The following is a 14,668-nucleotide window of genomic DNA, read 5'->3' as shown; positions in this document are numbered from 1 at the left end:
GGGTCGTCGGCGGGGTGTTCGAGCTTCTCCCCCACCAGTCGGTCGAGGTAGCCGATCGGCGCCCGGTGTCCCGCCGCACGCTCCTCGGGCTTGGCGTCGCGGCGGATGATGACTTGCTGCTCTCCCGGAAGAAGCCGTGACCGGCGTACGGGACGCCGAGCAGCTCACAGCCGGACGCGGGCGAGCGGCGCCGCTTCCTGCAGCGAGCGGGCGGCGGGTCGAACGGACAGCCCGCGGCCCGGGTCATCGGGACCTCGGCGGTACTCGTCATCGTTCCTCCGCGGTGGCCGTCAGTTCGTGAGCAGTCAACCCGAAGACTGCTACGCTAAGTCAAGCGACTGATTTAAAGCGACCTCCGGAGGACCTCCCGTGCCCGACCCATCCCCGTCCGCACCGGAGGCTTCGCCGCGGGCGAACCTCGTCGTCGCGGTCCTCGCTCTCGCGGGCGTCACCGTCTCGCTGATGCAGACACTGGTCATCCCGCTGATCCCGGCGCTGCCCGGGCTGCTGCACGCCTCCGCCGCCGACGCCACCTGGGCCATCACCGCCACCCTGCTCGCGGGCGCGGTGGCGACGCCGACCATGGGACGGCTCGGCGACATGTACGGGAAACGACGGATGCTGCTCATCAGCCTCGGCGCACTGGTCGCCGGCTCGACGATCGGCGCCTTGTCCGACAGCCTCGTGCCGATGGTCGCCGGGCGGACCCTGCAGGGCCTCGCCGCCGGCGTCATCCCGCTCGGGATCAGCATCATGCGCGACGAACTGCCCGCCGAGCGGCTCGGCTCCGCCACGGCGCTGATGAGCGCGTCACTCGGGGTCGGCGGCGCCCTGGGCCTGCCCGCGGCGGCGCTGCTGGCCGAGAACGCCGACTGGCACGCGCTCTTCTGGACCGCGGCCGGGCTCGGCGTGATCGTCACGGCGCTGGTCGTCGCGTGGGTGCCGGAGTCGCCGGTCCGCACCGGCGGCCGGTTCGACGTGCCGGGCGCGGCCGGGCTGTCGATCGCGCTGGTGTGCCTGCTGCTGGCCATCTCGAAGGGCGCCGACTGGGGCTGGGGCAGCGCGGCGACACTGGGCCTGCTCGCGGCCGCCGTCGTTGTGCTGTTGTTGTGGGGCCGCTGGGAGCTGCGGACGGCGCAGCCGCTGGTGGACCTGCGGACGACCGCGCGGCGGCAGGTGCTGCTGACGAACATCGCCTCGGCCGTGTTCGGCTTCGCGATGTTCGCGATGTCCCTGGTCCTGCCGCAGCTGCTGCAGCTGCCCGCGGCCACCGGGTACGGCCTCGGCAGCTCGATGCTCACGGTGGGCCTGGTGATGGCGCCGTCGGGGCTGGTGATGATGGCCCTGGCTCCGGTGTCCGCGCGCCTTTCGGCCACGCGCGGCCCGAAGACGACGCTGATGCTGGGCGCGGTGGTCGTCGCCGCCGGGTACACCCTCGGCATCGTCCTGATGAGCGCGACCTGGCACCTGGTGCTGATTTCGAGCATCATCGGCGCCGGCGTCGGGCTCGCCTACGGCGCGATGCCGGCGCTGGTCATGGGCGCGGTACCGGTGTCCGAAACGGCGGCCGCCAACAGCCTCAACACGCTGATGCGCTCGATCGGCACCTCGGTGTCCAGCGCGACGGCCGGGCTGATCCTCGCCCGCCTGACGATTCCGTTCGGACCGGCGACACTGCCGTCGCAGGACGGGTTCCGCCTCGTGCTGGGGATGGGTTCGGCGGCGGCGCTGATCGCACTGGCCGTCGCGGCCTTCCTGCCACGCTGGTCACCCGCAGCCACCACGACCGCCCAGCCGGAGTCCGCCCCCGCCGCCGGCCGCTGACCGGCCGACCGCCACCGCCGACCGGCCGCGTCGAGGGCGGTGGCCGCCCGGATTATGTCCGGGCGGCCAGGCCGTCGAGGTGCAGCACCCCGCCGGTGTGGTGCTGCGCGACGAACTCCGGCCCCTTCGTGACCAACCGGGCAATCGCCGTCGCGTGGCCGTGGCCGAGGCCGTGGTCCGCTTTCAGCCACGCCACGATTTCGGCCGCCTTCGTGAGGTTCTTGCCCGCCGCCAGCTCGAGGAAGCCGCGCGGGGTGATGCCCGTCTGCTTCTCCGCGTTGTCGAGGTAGGCCTGAAAAGACATGGTTGCTCCCCAGCTAGAGCCGAACGAAGTCGGGGTCTTCCCCGTCTGTCACCACCGTCTCACCGACAACTTTTTTTGTCAAGACTTGCCCGCGACCACCGCCAGGGTCGTGTACGGCAGCACGAAACTCCCCCCGAGCTCGTCGATCGCCCCGCCGACCGCGGACAGCACCTCCGCCAGCGCGGCCGGCGGCAGCCGCGTCAGGCCGCCGGTCGTGGGCAAGAAGTCGAGCCACTCGTCGCGGGCGTACGTCCGCTCCCACGCGAAGCGCCAGCGATCCGGGCTGCCGAGGCCGTCCGCCTTTGCGATCGCGTCGGCGAATCCGGTGAACATCACGTCGTAGATCTCCGCGGCCGGCCGGGACTCCCCCGCGAACGGCGAGCCGGGCAGCACCCGCCGGCACGCCGCCGCGAAGGCCGCGGCCACCTCGGCGGGCGGCTGGTACACGTGCGCGAACACGGCGAGCAACCCGCCCGGCCGCAGGACCCGCGCCGCCTTGGCCAGGCCCGCGACCGGGTCCACCCAATGCCAGGCCTGCCGGGCGACGACCGCGTCGAACGTCCGCCCGGCCGGCTCCCAGTCCTCGAACGTCGCCACCTCGACGTCGATCCCGCCGCGCCGTGCGAAGGCGGCCATCCGCGCGTCGGGGTCGATGCCGAGCACCCGGCAGCCCGCCGCGCGGAACTGCCGCGCCTCGATCCCGGTCCCGCAGCCGACATCGAGGACGTCGGCACCGGGACTCGCGGCGACGATCCGGGCCACCAGTTCGCGGGGGTACGCCGGCCGCGCCCGGTCGTAGCGTTCGGCGTCGGCCCCGAAGGATTCGGCCATCGAACGTGCTTCATGAGGTTGAGTGGGCATGCGCCCACTTTAATGGGCACTTGCCCACTAAGGCTACCGTGCGGGCGTTCGCGGCCGGCGTAACGGAGAATGGCCGCCATGCCGACCGGAGTGCACCTGCGCGATGTGCGCCAGCAGCTGTTCCACGCGGCCGAGCGGGTTCTCCTGCGCGACGGCCCGGGTGCGCTGACCAGCCGGGCGGTCACCGCGGAGGCGGACGTCGCCAAGGGCGTTCTGCACCGGCACTTCGCCGACTTCGACGACTTCCTGGCCGAACTCGTCCGCGACCGCCTCGCCCGCCTGGCGGATCAGGCCGTGCTCCTGCACGCGGCCGCCGGAACCCGGTCGGTGGCGCAAAACCTGGTCGCCGCGCTGATCGAGCTGTTCGACCCGGTCACCGTGGCCCTGACGAGCCTCGTCTTCTTCCGCGACGAGCTCCGCACCCGCGTACGCACCGACAGCGGCCTCCCGATCCTCACGGAGGCCCGCACGATGCTGTCGAATTACCTGTCAGCTGAAGGGGAACAGGGCCGCATAGCCCCCGACGCCGACACGAACTCCCTGGCCCTGTCACTGATCGGCGCAGCCCACCTGCTCTCCGCCGACCACCGCCGGAAAACCCTCCGGGACCACAAGGACGTGGAGAAAATGGTCGACACGATCATCGCCGACGTCGTCCAACGCCGCCTGCTGTAACAAAGATCCGGTGTGGACCAAGCCGCACGCCCACCGAAACGCAACCACACGCGGGGTCCGGGGGCTCGCCCCCGGCGGGGGTGTGGGGGCTCGGCCCCCACAGGACACGACGAAGAGAGCCCCGTTTGCGCAATCCGCAAACAGGGCTCTCCCGCGATCGAGTGGGCGATACTGGGATCGAACCAGTGACCTCTTCGGTGTGAACTATGCCGGATATACTGCGCTGACCTGCGAAAATAGCGCTTCTGCAGGTCAGCGCGGGTGCATTCGAGGCCGTTGGGGTCCGTTCGAGGACCTTCAGCGCAGGGCGCCGCTCCCGTTCGCTCCCCACCCTGCTCCCCGGCCACCAAGTTCTTCGCCTACGGCACCCCTGCCCGACGCGAGACCTGGCGAGCCCTCGCCGAACGAGGCGATACCGGTGAAGGTCGCGCGGGGGAACAGGGCCGTCCGAGTGCGTCCGTTCACGAACTTGAAGTGGACGAGGTGAGCGCCTGTGAGGTCGAGGTCGATGTCTGTCCAGAACGTCTCGGCGCGGTTTGAGGTGGTCGGTGAGGATGCGCTGGGCGGCGAGGCGGACTTCGCGTTCCTGGGTTGGTTCGCGTGCTCTTCGAACAAACCAACGACCAGCTCGGCCACCTCGCCGGCGACGCCGTGCTGCGCGCCGTGGCCGACGCCGTCCGCAGCTGCGTGCGCGGCCACGGACCGGACCCGGCCGGCCGCTGGGGCGGGGAGGAATTCGCGGTCCCCCTGCCCGGCGTCGACCCGGCCGGGCTCACCGCAGCCGCCGAGCGGATCCGCGATCACCGTGCCCGCCAACGACCGCCGCACCGGCAACAGCGCGGTGATCACCCTGACCACCTCCATCGGCGCCGCGCTGTTCCCCGACCATGGCGACGACCTGACCACCCTGCTGCCGGCCGTCGACAACGCGGTCTCCCGCGCCAAGGACCGCGGCCGCGACCAGACCGTCACCGCTCAGGTCCGCTGAGCAGCGCCGAAGCCTTCCGGATGGGATCTGCGAGCTCGCTACGCGGACACTCCGCTGTCACGGTCCGTCCGCGAGCGGCTGCCGCACACGGACGCTGTCGGTCATCAGGTGCACTTCCATGATCGGGAGTTACACCGAACTTTTTCCAGTCCCTCGAACCGGTCGAGGACGGCCTGGCGCACCCCGCGTCAGAGCGCGGCCGCGACCCACTGCGTGAACCTGCGGTGCGCTGGCGGTGCCGCCACCCCGAACGACGGCGGATGTCCCGCCACCAGCACCTGCTGGTCGACACGAACACGATCGCCGGAAACACCGTCTGGCTGTCCACCAGAGCCGTCCCGCCGCTCTGCGGGCGCACGGCGAATCCGGGATCAGCAGATCGATCCGATCCAGTGGGGCGAGCCCTGCTCGAATGCCCCTACTCGCTTCTCCGCTCTGTCAGACCTGCAGACCCGCCGTCTTGTTGACCTCGTGCGGGTCTGTGGCAGCTGGTCCCTATCCGCGGGTTCCGGCGGTGAGGGACTGCGCCGGGTCTGCGGGCATCGAGGCCAGCGCCTGGATCGTGAACACCAGTGCGGGCAGTTCCGCCACAGTGGACCGGTCCACCACCACGTCGGCGTTGCCGCCCGTCGCCGCGGGAATTGCGTGGCGGCGTAAAAGGGCTCGCATGTTCGGTGTGGCGGTCAGGGTGAAGCCGAGGTCGAGGAGTTCGCGCAGCGGCAGTAGGGCCGACCACAGGGCTGCGCCGTCAACGGCGACGTGGATGACTCCGCTCGTCGGTGGAGGGTCGCCGCGGTGGAGGTGGGTGCGGGCCAGTGCTTCGCCGAGGGTGTGGCCGATGGCGGTGGTGCCTGCGCGGTACGCGGTGAGCCAGGGGCGTGTGGGGCCGAGCAGGCCCGGGGGGTGGGTGCCCGGGCGGCAACCGGTGACGGCCAGGCCCGAGGCGGTGAGGGCCAGGTCGACCAGGAGGGCTCGGGCCCTGCGGTTCGCGCGTGTTCGATCGCGACGCGTGTGGCTTCGGTGAGGATGGCGGTTCCGGCGGTGACCGGGGGGACTACCAGGGCCACGGTGCCCGCGGTGGGGATGCGTTCGGCGATCGTGGGGGGTGCGCCGGGTGCGGGTACGGCGGCGGTCAGTTCGATGCTCGCCCCCTGGGGGTGCCACGTTCGGGCGGTCGGGAGGGTGGCGTGCTCGGCGGGGCCACCATCGGCGTCCTGGGCACCGCGGGTAAACCTGACGCGGCACTGGTCAGCGCGCACGAGCGGCCCTGAGACGCCGGGAGGTCACCAGCGCCGCGAGCGCGAAAAGCACCGCCGCCGACACGAGGACCACGATGGTCGGGTTCACGTACCCCGGTACCAGGTCGTAGGTCGCGTTGCACTTGCGGCTGAGGGGGAACAGCCGGGAGACGCCGTAGTCGGGGTCGAACGGTTGGCCGTGGATGACCTCGCAGGTCTCGGAGATGGGCATCGCCAGGCTGAACAGGTGCCAGGCGCCCCAGGCGGCCACCGCTCCGGCCGCCAGCAGCGCGGCCAGGGAGGCCCGGGCGAACCCGCGCACCGGACTCGACGGCATGTTCTGCGGACCTCCCTCGTCAGCGCCCGGCGCGGCGCGCGTTTTCCTGGCCCACCAGCGCTTGCAGGGTGTCAGCGTACCCGCGCAGGAACTCGTCGAGCTTGTCGGCGGGGAGCCAGGCGGGCATCAGCGACAGCGCGCCGGAGACCTTGCGGATCGCCGCGGTACGCAGAGCGTCGAGGGTGTCGTCCGGTCCCACGTCGCACAGCATGGTCTTCGCGGCGGCGATGATTCCCGCCGTGTTGCCGTAGCGGCCGGAGACGAAGCGCTGGAAGCGCGAGAGGTGGCCGGTGCCGCCGATGTGCGCGCGGATCGCCTCGTGCACCTTGGCCCCACCGCGCACCGCGGTGCCGATCAGGTACCCGTCGACGTCCTCGATGAGGTCGTTGAAGGAGAACGACGACTGAACGTTGATCTTGGCCAGCCGGTCGCGGCAGAAGGTGTACCCGGACGAATTCTGGTCCGACTCCGCCCGCCACTCGCCGTAGAACGTGCTCAGGTCGCCGCCCCAGCCGCCGAAGTCGCCGCGCCAGCCCTCGCCGGTGGGCGTCGAGCCGGGGCCGGAGCCCTTGAGCAGGACGGCGTTGGCGGTCGCGCCGAAGTGGTCGACGTTGACCGTGACGCCGTAGGAGGGGTCGACGAAGGTGGTGACCTTGGCGGGGGCGTGCGCCTTGGCGTAGTCGATCCAGGCGCGGTCGACGTCGCCGATGAGCACCTCCCAGCCGTCGTAGAAGTCGACGTAGTTGGGGAAGCGCAGGTACTCCAGCACGCGCAGGCTGGGGTCGCCCCTGCCGTAGCTGACGGCGGTCGCGTAGAGGCCGTCGATGTAGGCCAGGTACGCGGCCACCGGTGAGGACGTGCCGTTGACGTTCTCCGGTCCGCACGCGGGGTCGCTGCCCGGGCGGTGCACGTCGCGGTCGAGGTCGAAGGAGTCCGACCCCGCGGCGAAGCGGAACTCCTTGATCTGGTTGAACGACCAGTTCGACGGCATCGGGAAGCCCAGGTTGCCGGAGAACCCCCAGGACATGCCGGAGACGAACGAGTACCGCGCGTACGCCTCCGCGCTGACCCTGCCGCAGACGTTGCGCGAGCCGTAGACCCCCGCGATGTAGCGCTTGCCCTGGTTGGCCAGACCGGCCTGCACGCCGTGGAAGTACGGCAGGATGTTCGAGGTGATCTGCTCGTCGGTCGCGTCGTAGTCGACGGCGAAGTAGATGACCGTGCCCCGGTTGAACCCGTAGCCCACCGCCCGCGCGTGTGCCCGGAGGCCGTGCTGGTAGCCCTGGGGGTAGGTGAAGTTGTCGATGCTGCGGCCGTTGTACTGCGAGATGGGGAAGACCCGCATGCCGCCCGCGAAGATGGCGTCCAGCTCGCCGGGCTGCAACTCCTTGTCCAGGGTGCTGTCGGCGTCCTCGTCGAGGTAGCGGCCGACGACCTTGTAACCGGCCTGCACCAGCGCCCGCGCCCGGGTGGTGCTGATGTGGAAGCGAGTGTCGCTCGCGCCCGCGGGCCGGTCCGGGTCGCCGGTGGAGACGAGCAGCTGCGCCCAGGTGCGGTAGTCGCCGACGCCGTTCTCCTCGAGGACGGAGAACTTCTGGAACGCGCGGACGTACTGGGAGATCTTGTCGTCCCAGGCGGTCTTGAACGAGGTGATGACGTTGTCGACCATGCCGTTGAACACGCAGGCGGCGCTGAACAGCCGCATCCAGGTCGCGTTCGTGCCCGGTCCGGCGGGGTGCGCGCGCAGGCCGTCCTGGGTGGCCGGGCCGAAGTTGCCGGTGGCCTGGTCGGGCGGGATGCCGATCTCGTACTGGATGGCCTTCATCAGCGCCTGCTGCACGTCGCGCGAGTAGTGCCCGTCGCAGGGCATCACGAAGAACGTGGAGCGGTCGAGGTAGGCGCCGTTGAGGTAGCGCTGGATCTTCAGGATCTCCTCGCTGCCCCCGGCCAGCAGCACGTAGGCGTCCATCGTCAGCAGCGCCTTGAAGATCTTGGGCTGCACGAATCCGTCGCCCGCGGCCACGCCCATGTTCGCTTTGAGCTGCTGGACGCTGGTGATCGTGCTGAAGTCGTACACGCCGTCGCCCGCCCCGCCCCAGTAGCCCTTGCAGAACAGGCCGTGCTGGACGATCTTGACGATGTTGCGGTTGGTCGTGCCGGTGCCGATCGGGCCGAGCGCGGTGAGCTTGCTCAGCGTCGTGGGCCCGAAGCTGTCGGAGAGCGCGGTGATGCCCAGTTCGTGTTGCAGCGCGCGGGTGAGCGCGTACATCGTGCTCCAGCCCGTCTTGCCGTCCTCGGGACAGCGGACGTAGCCGGAGACGGCGCCGTAGGTGGCGTTGACCCACTGCTGGGCCGCCAGGACCTTGGGGTCTGACACGTCCATCCCTCCTCAGCGGGCCTGCCTGCGCGCGAGCGCCATGGCGGCGTCGCGGCGGGCGGGCTCGTGCGGGTCGACCTGCGGGCCCGCGTCCCGGCCCCGGCGGGCCAGGAGCCGCTCGGACACCGATTGCAGCCGCGCGCTGTGCGGGGGCACGTCGATCCGGAAGTTGCCCTCCCGAGGGACGGCCGGGTCGTCGCCGCCCCAGCGGACGGTGCCCTCGCAGTCGGCGAGGATGTCGCGGACGACCACGACCTCGTGCGGGAAGAGACCGCCGCTCGCCCCGGCGGGCAGCCTGCCCGGCAGGACGGCCACGGCGGTGCCGGAGCGGTGGTCGACCCCGTCCGGCGCGCCGTCGAGGTGACCGACCACGTCACCGGGGGCCAACGCGGCGACCTCCAGGTGGAAGCGGCGCAGCACGTGGGCGAGCACGGTGGTCGCCGCGCCGGTGCGCAGGGCGACCACGACCCCGCTGCCCTCGACCGTCACGGGGGCGATGGCGCCGTCCACCGGCCACCCGTCAGGCGTGGTCGCCGGTGTGCCCTGCGCGGCGGCGGTGGCGGGCAGGCCGACGAGGGCCACCCCGGCGGCGGCAGCGGTCGCGGCGAGCAGCGTTCGGCGGGACAGCACCGACCCCACCGACCTCACTGCCCTGTGCGCGCCGTGCGGTGGTGGTGCGTGTCGCGAATCCATCTGCTCGACCCCTCAGTCTCGCACCGACCACGCTATCGGGCCTCGGCGCCAGCCAATCAGACCGCTGACGGGCGAGCGATCCGCTGAACGGGTGGACCTCTCCAGCCTGGTGTCCACAGTAGAATGCAGACGACTCGCAATCCGGCGTGGACAACCGAACCGGGAATCGGATTCGCGTGGCCGTGAACACTTCTCGGTGGTTTCGCCGAGGGCGCGCGCGTCCCGGCGCGGCACCGTGCCATAGTGGGTGCGTCGCCCGGAAACCACTGGAGGATCGACCGAATGCCTTGGACATCACCCCGGTGCGCGGTGTCGGGAGCGGTGGTGTTCCTCGCGCTCACCGCGTGCGCGCCCGCCCCGGTCGCCCCGGACCGGGTGCCCGCACCGAACAGCCCGGCGCAGACGACGACCGCGACCACCTCGCCCCCGCCGGACCCCGCGGTGGAGCAGGAGTTCGACCGGTTGCAGACCCGGTACGACGCCCGGCTCGGGGTGTTCGCGCTCGACACCGGTTCCGGGCGGACCGTGGCCTACCGCGCCGACGAGCGCTTCGCCTACGCCTCCACCTTCAAGGTGCTCGCCGCCGCCGCGGTCCTGGCGAAGACCACGACGGCGGAGCTGGACGAGGTCGTGCGCTTCACCCCCGCCGACATGCAGGCCAACTCCCCCATCAGCGACCAGCGCCTGGCCACCGGCATGACTCTGCGCGAGCTGTGCGACGCCGCCGTGCGCTACAGCGACAACACCGCGGGCAACCTGCTGCTGCGCCGCCTCGGCGGCCCGCCCGGCCTGGACGCGGCGCTGGCCGCCATCGGCGACAACGTGACCTCGGTCGACCGCTTCGAGCCCGACCTCAACTCCGCCATCCCCGGTGACGTGCGTGACACCAGCACCCCGCGCGCCCTGGCGCAAAGCCTGCGCACGTACGTCCTCGGGAACGCGCTGGACGAGGAGGACCGCGCCGTCCTGACCGACTGGTTGCGGCGCAACACGACCGGCGCCACGGTGATCCGCGCGGGCGTGCCCGCCGGCTGGGTTGTCGGCGACAAGACCGGCAGCGGTTCCTACGGCGGCCGCAACGACATCGCCGTGCTGTGGCCGCCGAACCGCGCGCCGATCGTGCTGACCGTGCTCACCAACCGCCCGACGCCCCGGGGCGCGCGGGTCGACGCGCTGCTCGCCGACGCCGCGCGGGTCGCCGTGGGCGCGCTGGGCTGAGCCCCGCGCGGTCATCGGTCCCCGACCCGCCGGTACCAGGTGTCGCCCACCACCATGTCGTCGATCTCGCGCCACTCGCAGTAGTGCACCAGGTCGGACATGCGGTTGATGAAGCCGTCGCCGTTGAAGTTCAGCGAGGTGTTGCACAGCACCCCGAGCCCGCGCTGCGCGGCGAACGCGGTCAGCAGCCGGTGCAGCCGGGGGTTCCCCGTCTCCCGCACCGTCTGGACCCGGGTGGAACCGTCCACATGGGTCACCGCCCGCAGGCCGCTCGACGGGCGGACCCGCCGGAAGAAGAGCATGTGCGGGTCCTCGAAGTCGGCGTCGAAGGCGGTCCCGAGGTCCTCGACCCGAGCACACGGCGCGATGGGGCGGTAGTCCTCGCGCATCTTGATGGTGTTGAGCAGGTCGCGGGTGCCGGGGCTGAACGGCTCGGCCAGCAGTGAGCGGTTGCCCAGCGCGCGCGGCCCGATCTCCCAGCGGCCCTGCACCCAGGCCACGGGCCTGCCCGCCGCCAGCGCGGTGGCCAGCTCGTCGAGCACCAGCGGGGTCGCGCGCCAGCGCGCGGTGTCGGGGCGGACGTCGTGGACGAACTCCAGGCCGCTGTAGACGTCCCACTCGATGTGCGGGTCGCCGGTGAAGGTGGCCAGTGCGTCGAGCGCGGTGCCGATCGCCGAGCCGGAGTCGTTGGTGCACGGGGCGACGGAGACCGAGGAGAAGTAGCCCAGGTCGGCGAACTGCCGGTTCCAGTCGCAGTTGAGCCCGCAGCCGCCGGAGATGTACAGCGGGCTGCCCTCGGGCATCTCCTCCCTGGCGACCCGCACGAACGCCTCGAACAGGCGCTCGGTCAGCAGCGCGGCGGCGCTCTTGCAGACGTCGGACTCGACTCCCGCGTTGTACAGCGGCGAGTCGCGGTACTCGGACTTCGGCGCCGGGTAGAGCGAGTCCTGCTTGAGGATGCGCTCGACGACACCGGTGGTGTCGGCGCTCGCCGCGGCGGGGTCGCCGAAGGCCGCCAACGCCATCAGCTTGCCCGCGTCGTTGAGCCGGGGCTTGCCGCCGGTGTCGGGGAAGGTCGGGTCGGCCAGGGCGAACAGGAACGAGTACCGCGCGCCGGGGCCGGTCATGACCTGCGCCGTGCGAACGATCCGGTTCTCCCGGTCGACCAGGTGGAAGGCGCCCACGTCGCCCTCCCAGACCAGGACGGTCCGCAGCGGGGCGTCGCCCCTGGGCGCCATGCCGATCGCCTGGTAGACGTGCGAGCGCTCGTGCGATGAGGTGAAGAACTTGACCTCCTTGCCGAAGAAGCGCGACGTGGTGACCGTCGGCTCGGCGACGCCCGAGTACCCCGCGCCGGTGTACTGGACCCGGTTGGGCCGCAGGTCGCCCCAGCCGCCGAGGGCCACCACGTCCGGGATCGCGTCGAGCCGTTCGGCGATGTCGAGGAACGTCGTCGGCAGCAAGGGCGAGTACCTCGGCCGCGAGTCCTTCTCCGACTCCAGTGAATAGAGCAACTTGCCGTTCTCGATCGCGGCGATCGCGCCGTCGTGACCCGGCTTCATTGCGACGACGAGCATCTGTGTCCCTCCATCAGCTCCGCGGCTCGACCGTGTGCATGGTGACGTAGTTGGTGCCGATCCAGTCACCGAAGGTCGCGGTCTCGGCGTCGAGGCTGACGTCGAGGCCGTAGGACCGGGCAGCGGGGACGGAGAAGGAGAAGTCGATCGAGGGCCGCAGGAAGAACACGCTCGACTTGCGGTCGCTGCCCGCGAGGTTGGCCGCGTCCGGGGACGCGACGTGGTGGTTGGGCGCGGGCACCACGCCTCGGGTGAGCAGCGGCGCGATGGCGCCGCAGAGCACGATGATCGCGTCCGGCACGGCGGGCAGGTCGACCATGGTGCCGCCGACCTCGGCCTGCAGGCTCACGAACCCGTTGGCGCACGGCGTCTGGTGGATCAGCGTGATGATCGACAGGTCGTAGTGCGGGGCCATCCGCCGCGGCTCGTGCTCGGCGGCGCGGTGCGCGGGCGGCTCGGGGAAGTAGCGCATCCGCAGCACCGGGTCGCAGTCGAGCAGCCGGTCCAGGTCCCCGCCGTCGTAGGTGCCGTTGGCCCGCACCACCAGCGCGGCGGCTTCCTTCGCCGCGGCGTAGAGGGTGTCGAAGTAGGTCTTCCAGACGGACTCGAACTCCGGGTTGGGGAACAGGTTGCCCGACACGCCCATCGAGTACGCCTGCGAGTAGTCGGTGTAGGTGCCGGTGTTGGTCACCTGCGCGGTGCTCTCGGCCTCCAGGCCCGAGTAGCCGCGGCGCAGCGTCGGGGTGGCGGTGGTGACGGCCTGCTTCTCCTCGGCGGTGCCGTTGGCGAAGAAGTCCATCGTGGTGTCGTAAGCCAGCTCGTGGTCGGCGTCAACAGCGCCGTAGTCGGTGAGGTAGAAGACGCCCAGGTCCGCCACGCACCTGCGGAACTCGTCCGAGACCCCCTCCCGCAGGTCCTCGAGGCTGAAGATGGGCACCGTCGTCGTGGCCATGTCCACGTGCTCCTTCCGGGTCAGTCGTGGAAGAGGAGGGCGCGCAGCTCCAGTGACACCCGCAGGTGTCCCGTGCTCGGCCCGTCCTCGTCGAAGAACGCGGTGTGCGGGCACAACCCGGCCACGTCGGCGAGGCCCGCCCCGGGCGCGCCGTCCGGCGCCAGGTCGCGGCTCGCGCTGTCGTGGCACTTGAACAGGAGCGCCTCGTCCGGGGTGAGCGCGTCCCAGTAGTACCAGCGGTGGTCGGGGTTGTGCCGCACCGAGTAGTTCTCCCGGTCGCGCAGCCACTCCGGGAAGTCCAACCGGGTCGGCACCAGGTCGGTGGCGACGTCGAGCGACCGGAAGTCGCAGACCGCCAGCGGGAAGTTGCGCACGGGCCGTAGCAGCGGTCGCCAGGTGTTGACGATCTGGAACCGGCTGAACCCGCGCCCGGCGCGGTGGTGCTCGGCCCGCGCCAGCGCGCTGCGCGCGCTCTGGTCGACGTGCACCCGCTGGTGCGCCGACTGGTTCTCCGCTGCCCGGTCCTCACCGGACACCTCGCGGCGCACGGTCGCGTCGAAGAACTCCACCTCGTCCGCGCCGGTGAGCGAGATCAGCAGCTCCGCCGTCTCCTCCTGGTACTGAGCCAGCGCGGCTTCGGACTTCGCCGCCAGCGCGCGGTGGTCGACCCGGGTGGGTGCCACGGCCCGCTCGAATCCGGTGACGTCGAGCCGCGGCTGCAGCCCGCCGTGGCGCAGGTCGGTGATCTCCGACTCCACGGCCACCTTGCGGAAGTTGAACAGCACCTCCGGTGGCCGCGACACCGCGTCGATGCACCAGTCGTCGGCGCGGCCGCCCGGGACCAGCGGTGCGCTGTAGTACAGCTGGGTCGACGTGGTCGACATGGCACCCCTCCTTGCCGTGCGTCACGAGCGGCGGAAGACCCCGCGGTCGAGCTGCGGGCTGGTGTTGGCGTACACCATGTCCATGGTCAGCTCGTCGCGGAAGGTGGCCAGGTACTGCGAGAGCAGCTTCGGCGCGTACCGGGACCAGTACGGGATCATGTCCTCGATGATGAAGTAGTCGCCCGGGGTCAGCAGGTTCTCGACCGCCCAGCGCATGACGTTGAAGGTGTTGGCGTGCGCGTCGTCGATGAACAGGATCGGGTGGACGGCGTCGCGCAGCACCTCGAAGGACGCCAGGTCGTCGCAGTCGGCCTCGTGCAGGGAGATGTTCTCCCTCTCCTCGGCCGGGATCTGGCAGCGGGACAGGTTGCGGTCGAGCCCGATCACCCGGGTGTCGAGGCCCATCAGCTTCGCGATGTCGCGGAACCACACCAACGACCCGCCACCGTAGACGCCCAGCTCGATGATCGTGCGCGGTCGCACCTCCCAGACCAGGTCGTGCAGGGCGGCCTGGGTCTCCGGGTCCTTGAGCATCCGCAACCCGCGCCACTGGTAGCGGGAGAAGTCGGAGTACCCCAGGTCACGCGGTGCCTCGGCCCACTTGTCCAGCGGCCAGTCCCGGGGCCGGTCGGTGAGGACCGGCGGGTGGTAGACCGGGTCCTCGCCCAGGCCGCGGAACAGGTTGAGGTCGAGGTACTTCTCTTTCGAGCCGTTGTCCACTGAGCAGTCCTTGTTCTCGG

14 protein-coding genes and 1 pseudogene are annotated in these 14,668 nt (G+C 71.1%); 5 read left to right on the top strand and 10 right to left on the bottom strand.

The window, feature by feature from the left end; genetic code table 11:
• Positions 1-369: 369 nt before the first annotated feature.
• The gene (locus ACLJQE_RS35350) at positions 370-1,824 is read left to right on the top strand and encodes an MFS transporter (RefSeq protein ID WP_410643890.1); all 1,455 of its coding nucleotides are present in this window, start codon (positions 370-372) and stop codon (positions 1,822-1,824) included.
• Between the two features lie 52 nt (positions 1,825-1,876).
• Here ACLJQE_RS35350 and ACLJQE_RS35345 read toward each other — a convergent pair whose 3' ends face one another.
• Positions 1,877-2,128: a DUF4287 domain-containing protein gene (locus ACLJQE_RS35345; RefSeq protein ID WP_410643889.1), complete on the bottom strand. Its 252-nt coding sequence runs from the start codon at positions 2,126-2,128 to the stop codon at positions 1,877-1,879.
• 78 nt (positions 2,129-2,206) lie between these two features.
• The gene (locus ACLJQE_RS35340) at positions 2,207-2,959 is read right to left on the bottom strand and encodes a class I SAM-dependent methyltransferase (protein ID WP_410643888.1); all 753 of its coding nucleotides are present in this window, start codon (positions 2,957-2,959) and stop codon (positions 2,207-2,209) included.
• A gap of 108 nt (positions 2,960-3,067) precedes the next feature.
• Between ACLJQE_RS35340 and ACLJQE_RS35335 the strand changes: the two genes are divergently transcribed.
• The 3 genes and pseudogenes from ACLJQE_RS35335 to ACLJQE_RS35325 all read left to right on the top strand — a co-directional run bounded on the left by ACLJQE_RS35335 (position 3,068) and on the right by ACLJQE_RS35325 (position 4,652).
• On the top strand, positions 3,068-3,664 hold the full coding sequence (locus tag ACLJQE_RS35335) for a TetR/AcrR family transcriptional regulator (RefSeq protein ID WP_410643887.1): 597 nt from the start codon (positions 3,068-3,070) through the stop codon (positions 3,662-3,664).
• A 600-nt stretch (positions 3,665-4,264) separates the two neighbouring features.
• A pseudogene (locus ACLJQE_RS35330) lies at positions 4,265-4,444 on the top strand (diguanylate cyclase domain-containing protein); the annotation flags it as partial.
• Positions 4,445-4,505: 61 nt separating this feature from the next.
• Entirely contained in the window at positions 4,506-4,652 is a 147-nt protein-coding gene (locus ACLJQE_RS35325; protein ID WP_410643952.1) for a diguanylate cyclase domain-containing protein, read from the top strand.
• A 495-nt stretch (positions 4,653-5,147) separates the two neighbouring features.
• Here ACLJQE_RS35325 and ACLJQE_RS35320 read toward each other — a convergent pair whose 3' ends face one another.
• From ACLJQE_RS35320 to ACLJQE_RS35305, 4 genes are all read right to left on the bottom strand, one after another.
• Entirely contained in the window at positions 5,148-5,321 is a 174-nt protein-coding gene (locus tag ACLJQE_RS35320) for a hypothetical protein (protein ID WP_410643886.1), read from the bottom strand.
• A 579-nt stretch (positions 5,322-5,900) separates the two neighbouring features.
• Positions 5,901-6,227, bottom strand: coding sequence for a hypothetical protein (locus tag ACLJQE_RS35315; protein WP_410643885.1), 327 nt, complete (start codon positions 6,225-6,227; stop codon positions 5,901-5,903).
• 19 nt (positions 6,228-6,246) lie between these two features.
• Positions 6,247-8,604 carry a glycoside hydrolase domain-containing protein gene (locus ACLJQE_RS35310; protein ID WP_410643884.1) on the bottom strand — a complete coding sequence of 786 codons (2,358 nt, stop codon included), beginning with the start codon at positions 8,602-8,604 and terminating at the stop codon, positions 6,247-6,249.
• 12 nt (positions 8,605-8,616) lie between these two features.
• The gene (locus ACLJQE_RS35305) at positions 8,617-9,234 is read right to left on the bottom strand and encodes a hypothetical protein (RefSeq protein ID WP_410643883.1); all 618 of its coding nucleotides are present in this window, start codon (positions 9,232-9,234) and stop codon (positions 8,617-8,619) included.
• A 345-nt stretch (positions 9,235-9,579) separates the two neighbouring features.
• Here ACLJQE_RS35305 and bla point away from each other — a divergent pair, with 345 nt between their 5' ends.
• Positions 9,580-10,515: a class A beta-lactamase gene (bla, locus tag ACLJQE_RS35300; protein WP_410643882.1), complete on the top strand. Its 936-nt coding sequence runs from the start codon at positions 9,580-9,582 to the stop codon at positions 10,513-10,515.
• Positions 10,516-10,526: 11 nt separating this feature from the next.
• On the opposite strand, the gene cmcH is transcribed toward bla, so the two are convergent.
• Genes cmcH through ACLJQE_RS35280 form a run of 4 tightly spaced genes read right to left on the bottom strand, consistent with a single transcriptional unit; the run spans position 10,527 to position 14,648 of the window.
• Positions 10,527-12,092, bottom strand: coding sequence for a 3'-hydroxymethylcephem-O-carbamoyltransferase (gene cmcH, locus ACLJQE_RS35295; protein WP_410643881.1), 1,566 nt, complete (start codon positions 12,090-12,092; stop codon positions 10,527-10,529).
• Between the two features lie 13 nt (positions 12,093-12,105).
• Positions 12,106-13,044 carry a 2OG-Fe(II) oxygenase family protein gene (locus ACLJQE_RS35290; protein WP_410643880.1) on the bottom strand — a complete coding sequence of 313 codons (939 nt, stop codon included), beginning with the start codon at positions 13,042-13,044 and terminating at the stop codon, positions 12,106-12,108.
• Between the two features lie 20 nt (positions 13,045-13,064).
• Positions 13,065-13,928, bottom strand: a complete 864-nt coding sequence (locus ACLJQE_RS35285) for a CmcJ/NvfI family oxidoreductase (protein WP_410643879.1) — start codon at positions 13,926-13,928, stop codon at positions 13,065-13,067.
• Positions 13,929-13,949: 21 nt separating this feature from the next.
• Positions 13,950-14,648 carry a CmcI family methyltransferase gene (locus tag ACLJQE_RS35280; RefSeq protein ID WP_410643878.1) on the bottom strand — a complete coding sequence of 233 codons (699 nt, stop codon included), beginning with the start codon at positions 14,646-14,648 and terminating at the stop codon, positions 13,950-13,952.
• Between the last annotated feature and the right edge of the window lie 20 nt (positions 14,649-14,668).

It is taken from the genome of Amycolatopsis sp. lyj-346, from assembly GCF_046548975.1.
Classification (GTDB): Bacteria; Actinomycetota; Actinomycetes; order Mycobacteriales; family Pseudonocardiaceae; genus Amycolatopsis.
The sequence above is the reverse complement of the archived record's forward strand: the minus strand, read 5'-3'. Positions and strand labels throughout refer to the sequence as shown.

What these genes read in the sequence shown, in the direction of transcription:
- ACLJQE_RS35345 (WP_410643889.1), bottom strand. Translation starts at nt 2,128, where the DNA reads ATGTCTTTTCAGGCCTACCTCGACAACGCGGAGAAGCAGACGGGCATC.
- ACLJQE_RS35340 (WP_410643888.1), bottom strand. Translation starts at nt 2,959, where the DNA reads ATGGCCGAATCCTTCGGGGCCGACGCCGAACGCTACGACCGGGCGCGG.
- ACLJQE_RS35335 (WP_410643887.1), top strand. Translation starts at nt 3,068, where the DNA reads ATGCCGACCGGAGTGCACCTGCGCGATGTGCGCCAGCAGCTGTTCCAC.
- ACLJQE_RS35320 (WP_410643886.1), bottom strand. Translation starts at nt 5,321, where the DNA reads ATGCGAGCCCTTTTACGCCGCCACGCAATTCCCGCGGCGACGGGCGGC.
- ACLJQE_RS35315 (WP_410643885.1), bottom strand. Translation starts at nt 6,227, where the DNA reads ATGCCGTCGAGTCCGGTGCGCGGGTTCGCCCGGGCCTCCCTGGCCGCG.
- bla (WP_410643882.1), top strand. Translation starts at nt 9,580, where the DNA reads ATGCCTTGGACATCACCCCGGTGCGCGGTGTCGGGAGCGGTGGTGTTC.
- cmcH (WP_410643881.1), bottom strand. Translation starts at nt 12,092, where the DNA reads ATGCTCGTCGTCGCAATGAAGCCGGGTCACGACGGCGCGATCGCCGCG.
- ACLJQE_RS35290 (WP_410643880.1), bottom strand. Translation starts at nt 13,044, where the DNA reads ATGGCCACGACGACGGTGCCCATCTTCAGCCTCGAGGACCTGCGGGAG.
- ACLJQE_RS35285 (WP_410643879.1), bottom strand. Translation starts at nt 13,928, where the DNA reads ATGTCGACCACGTCGACCCAGCTGTACTACAGCGCACCGCTGGTCCCG.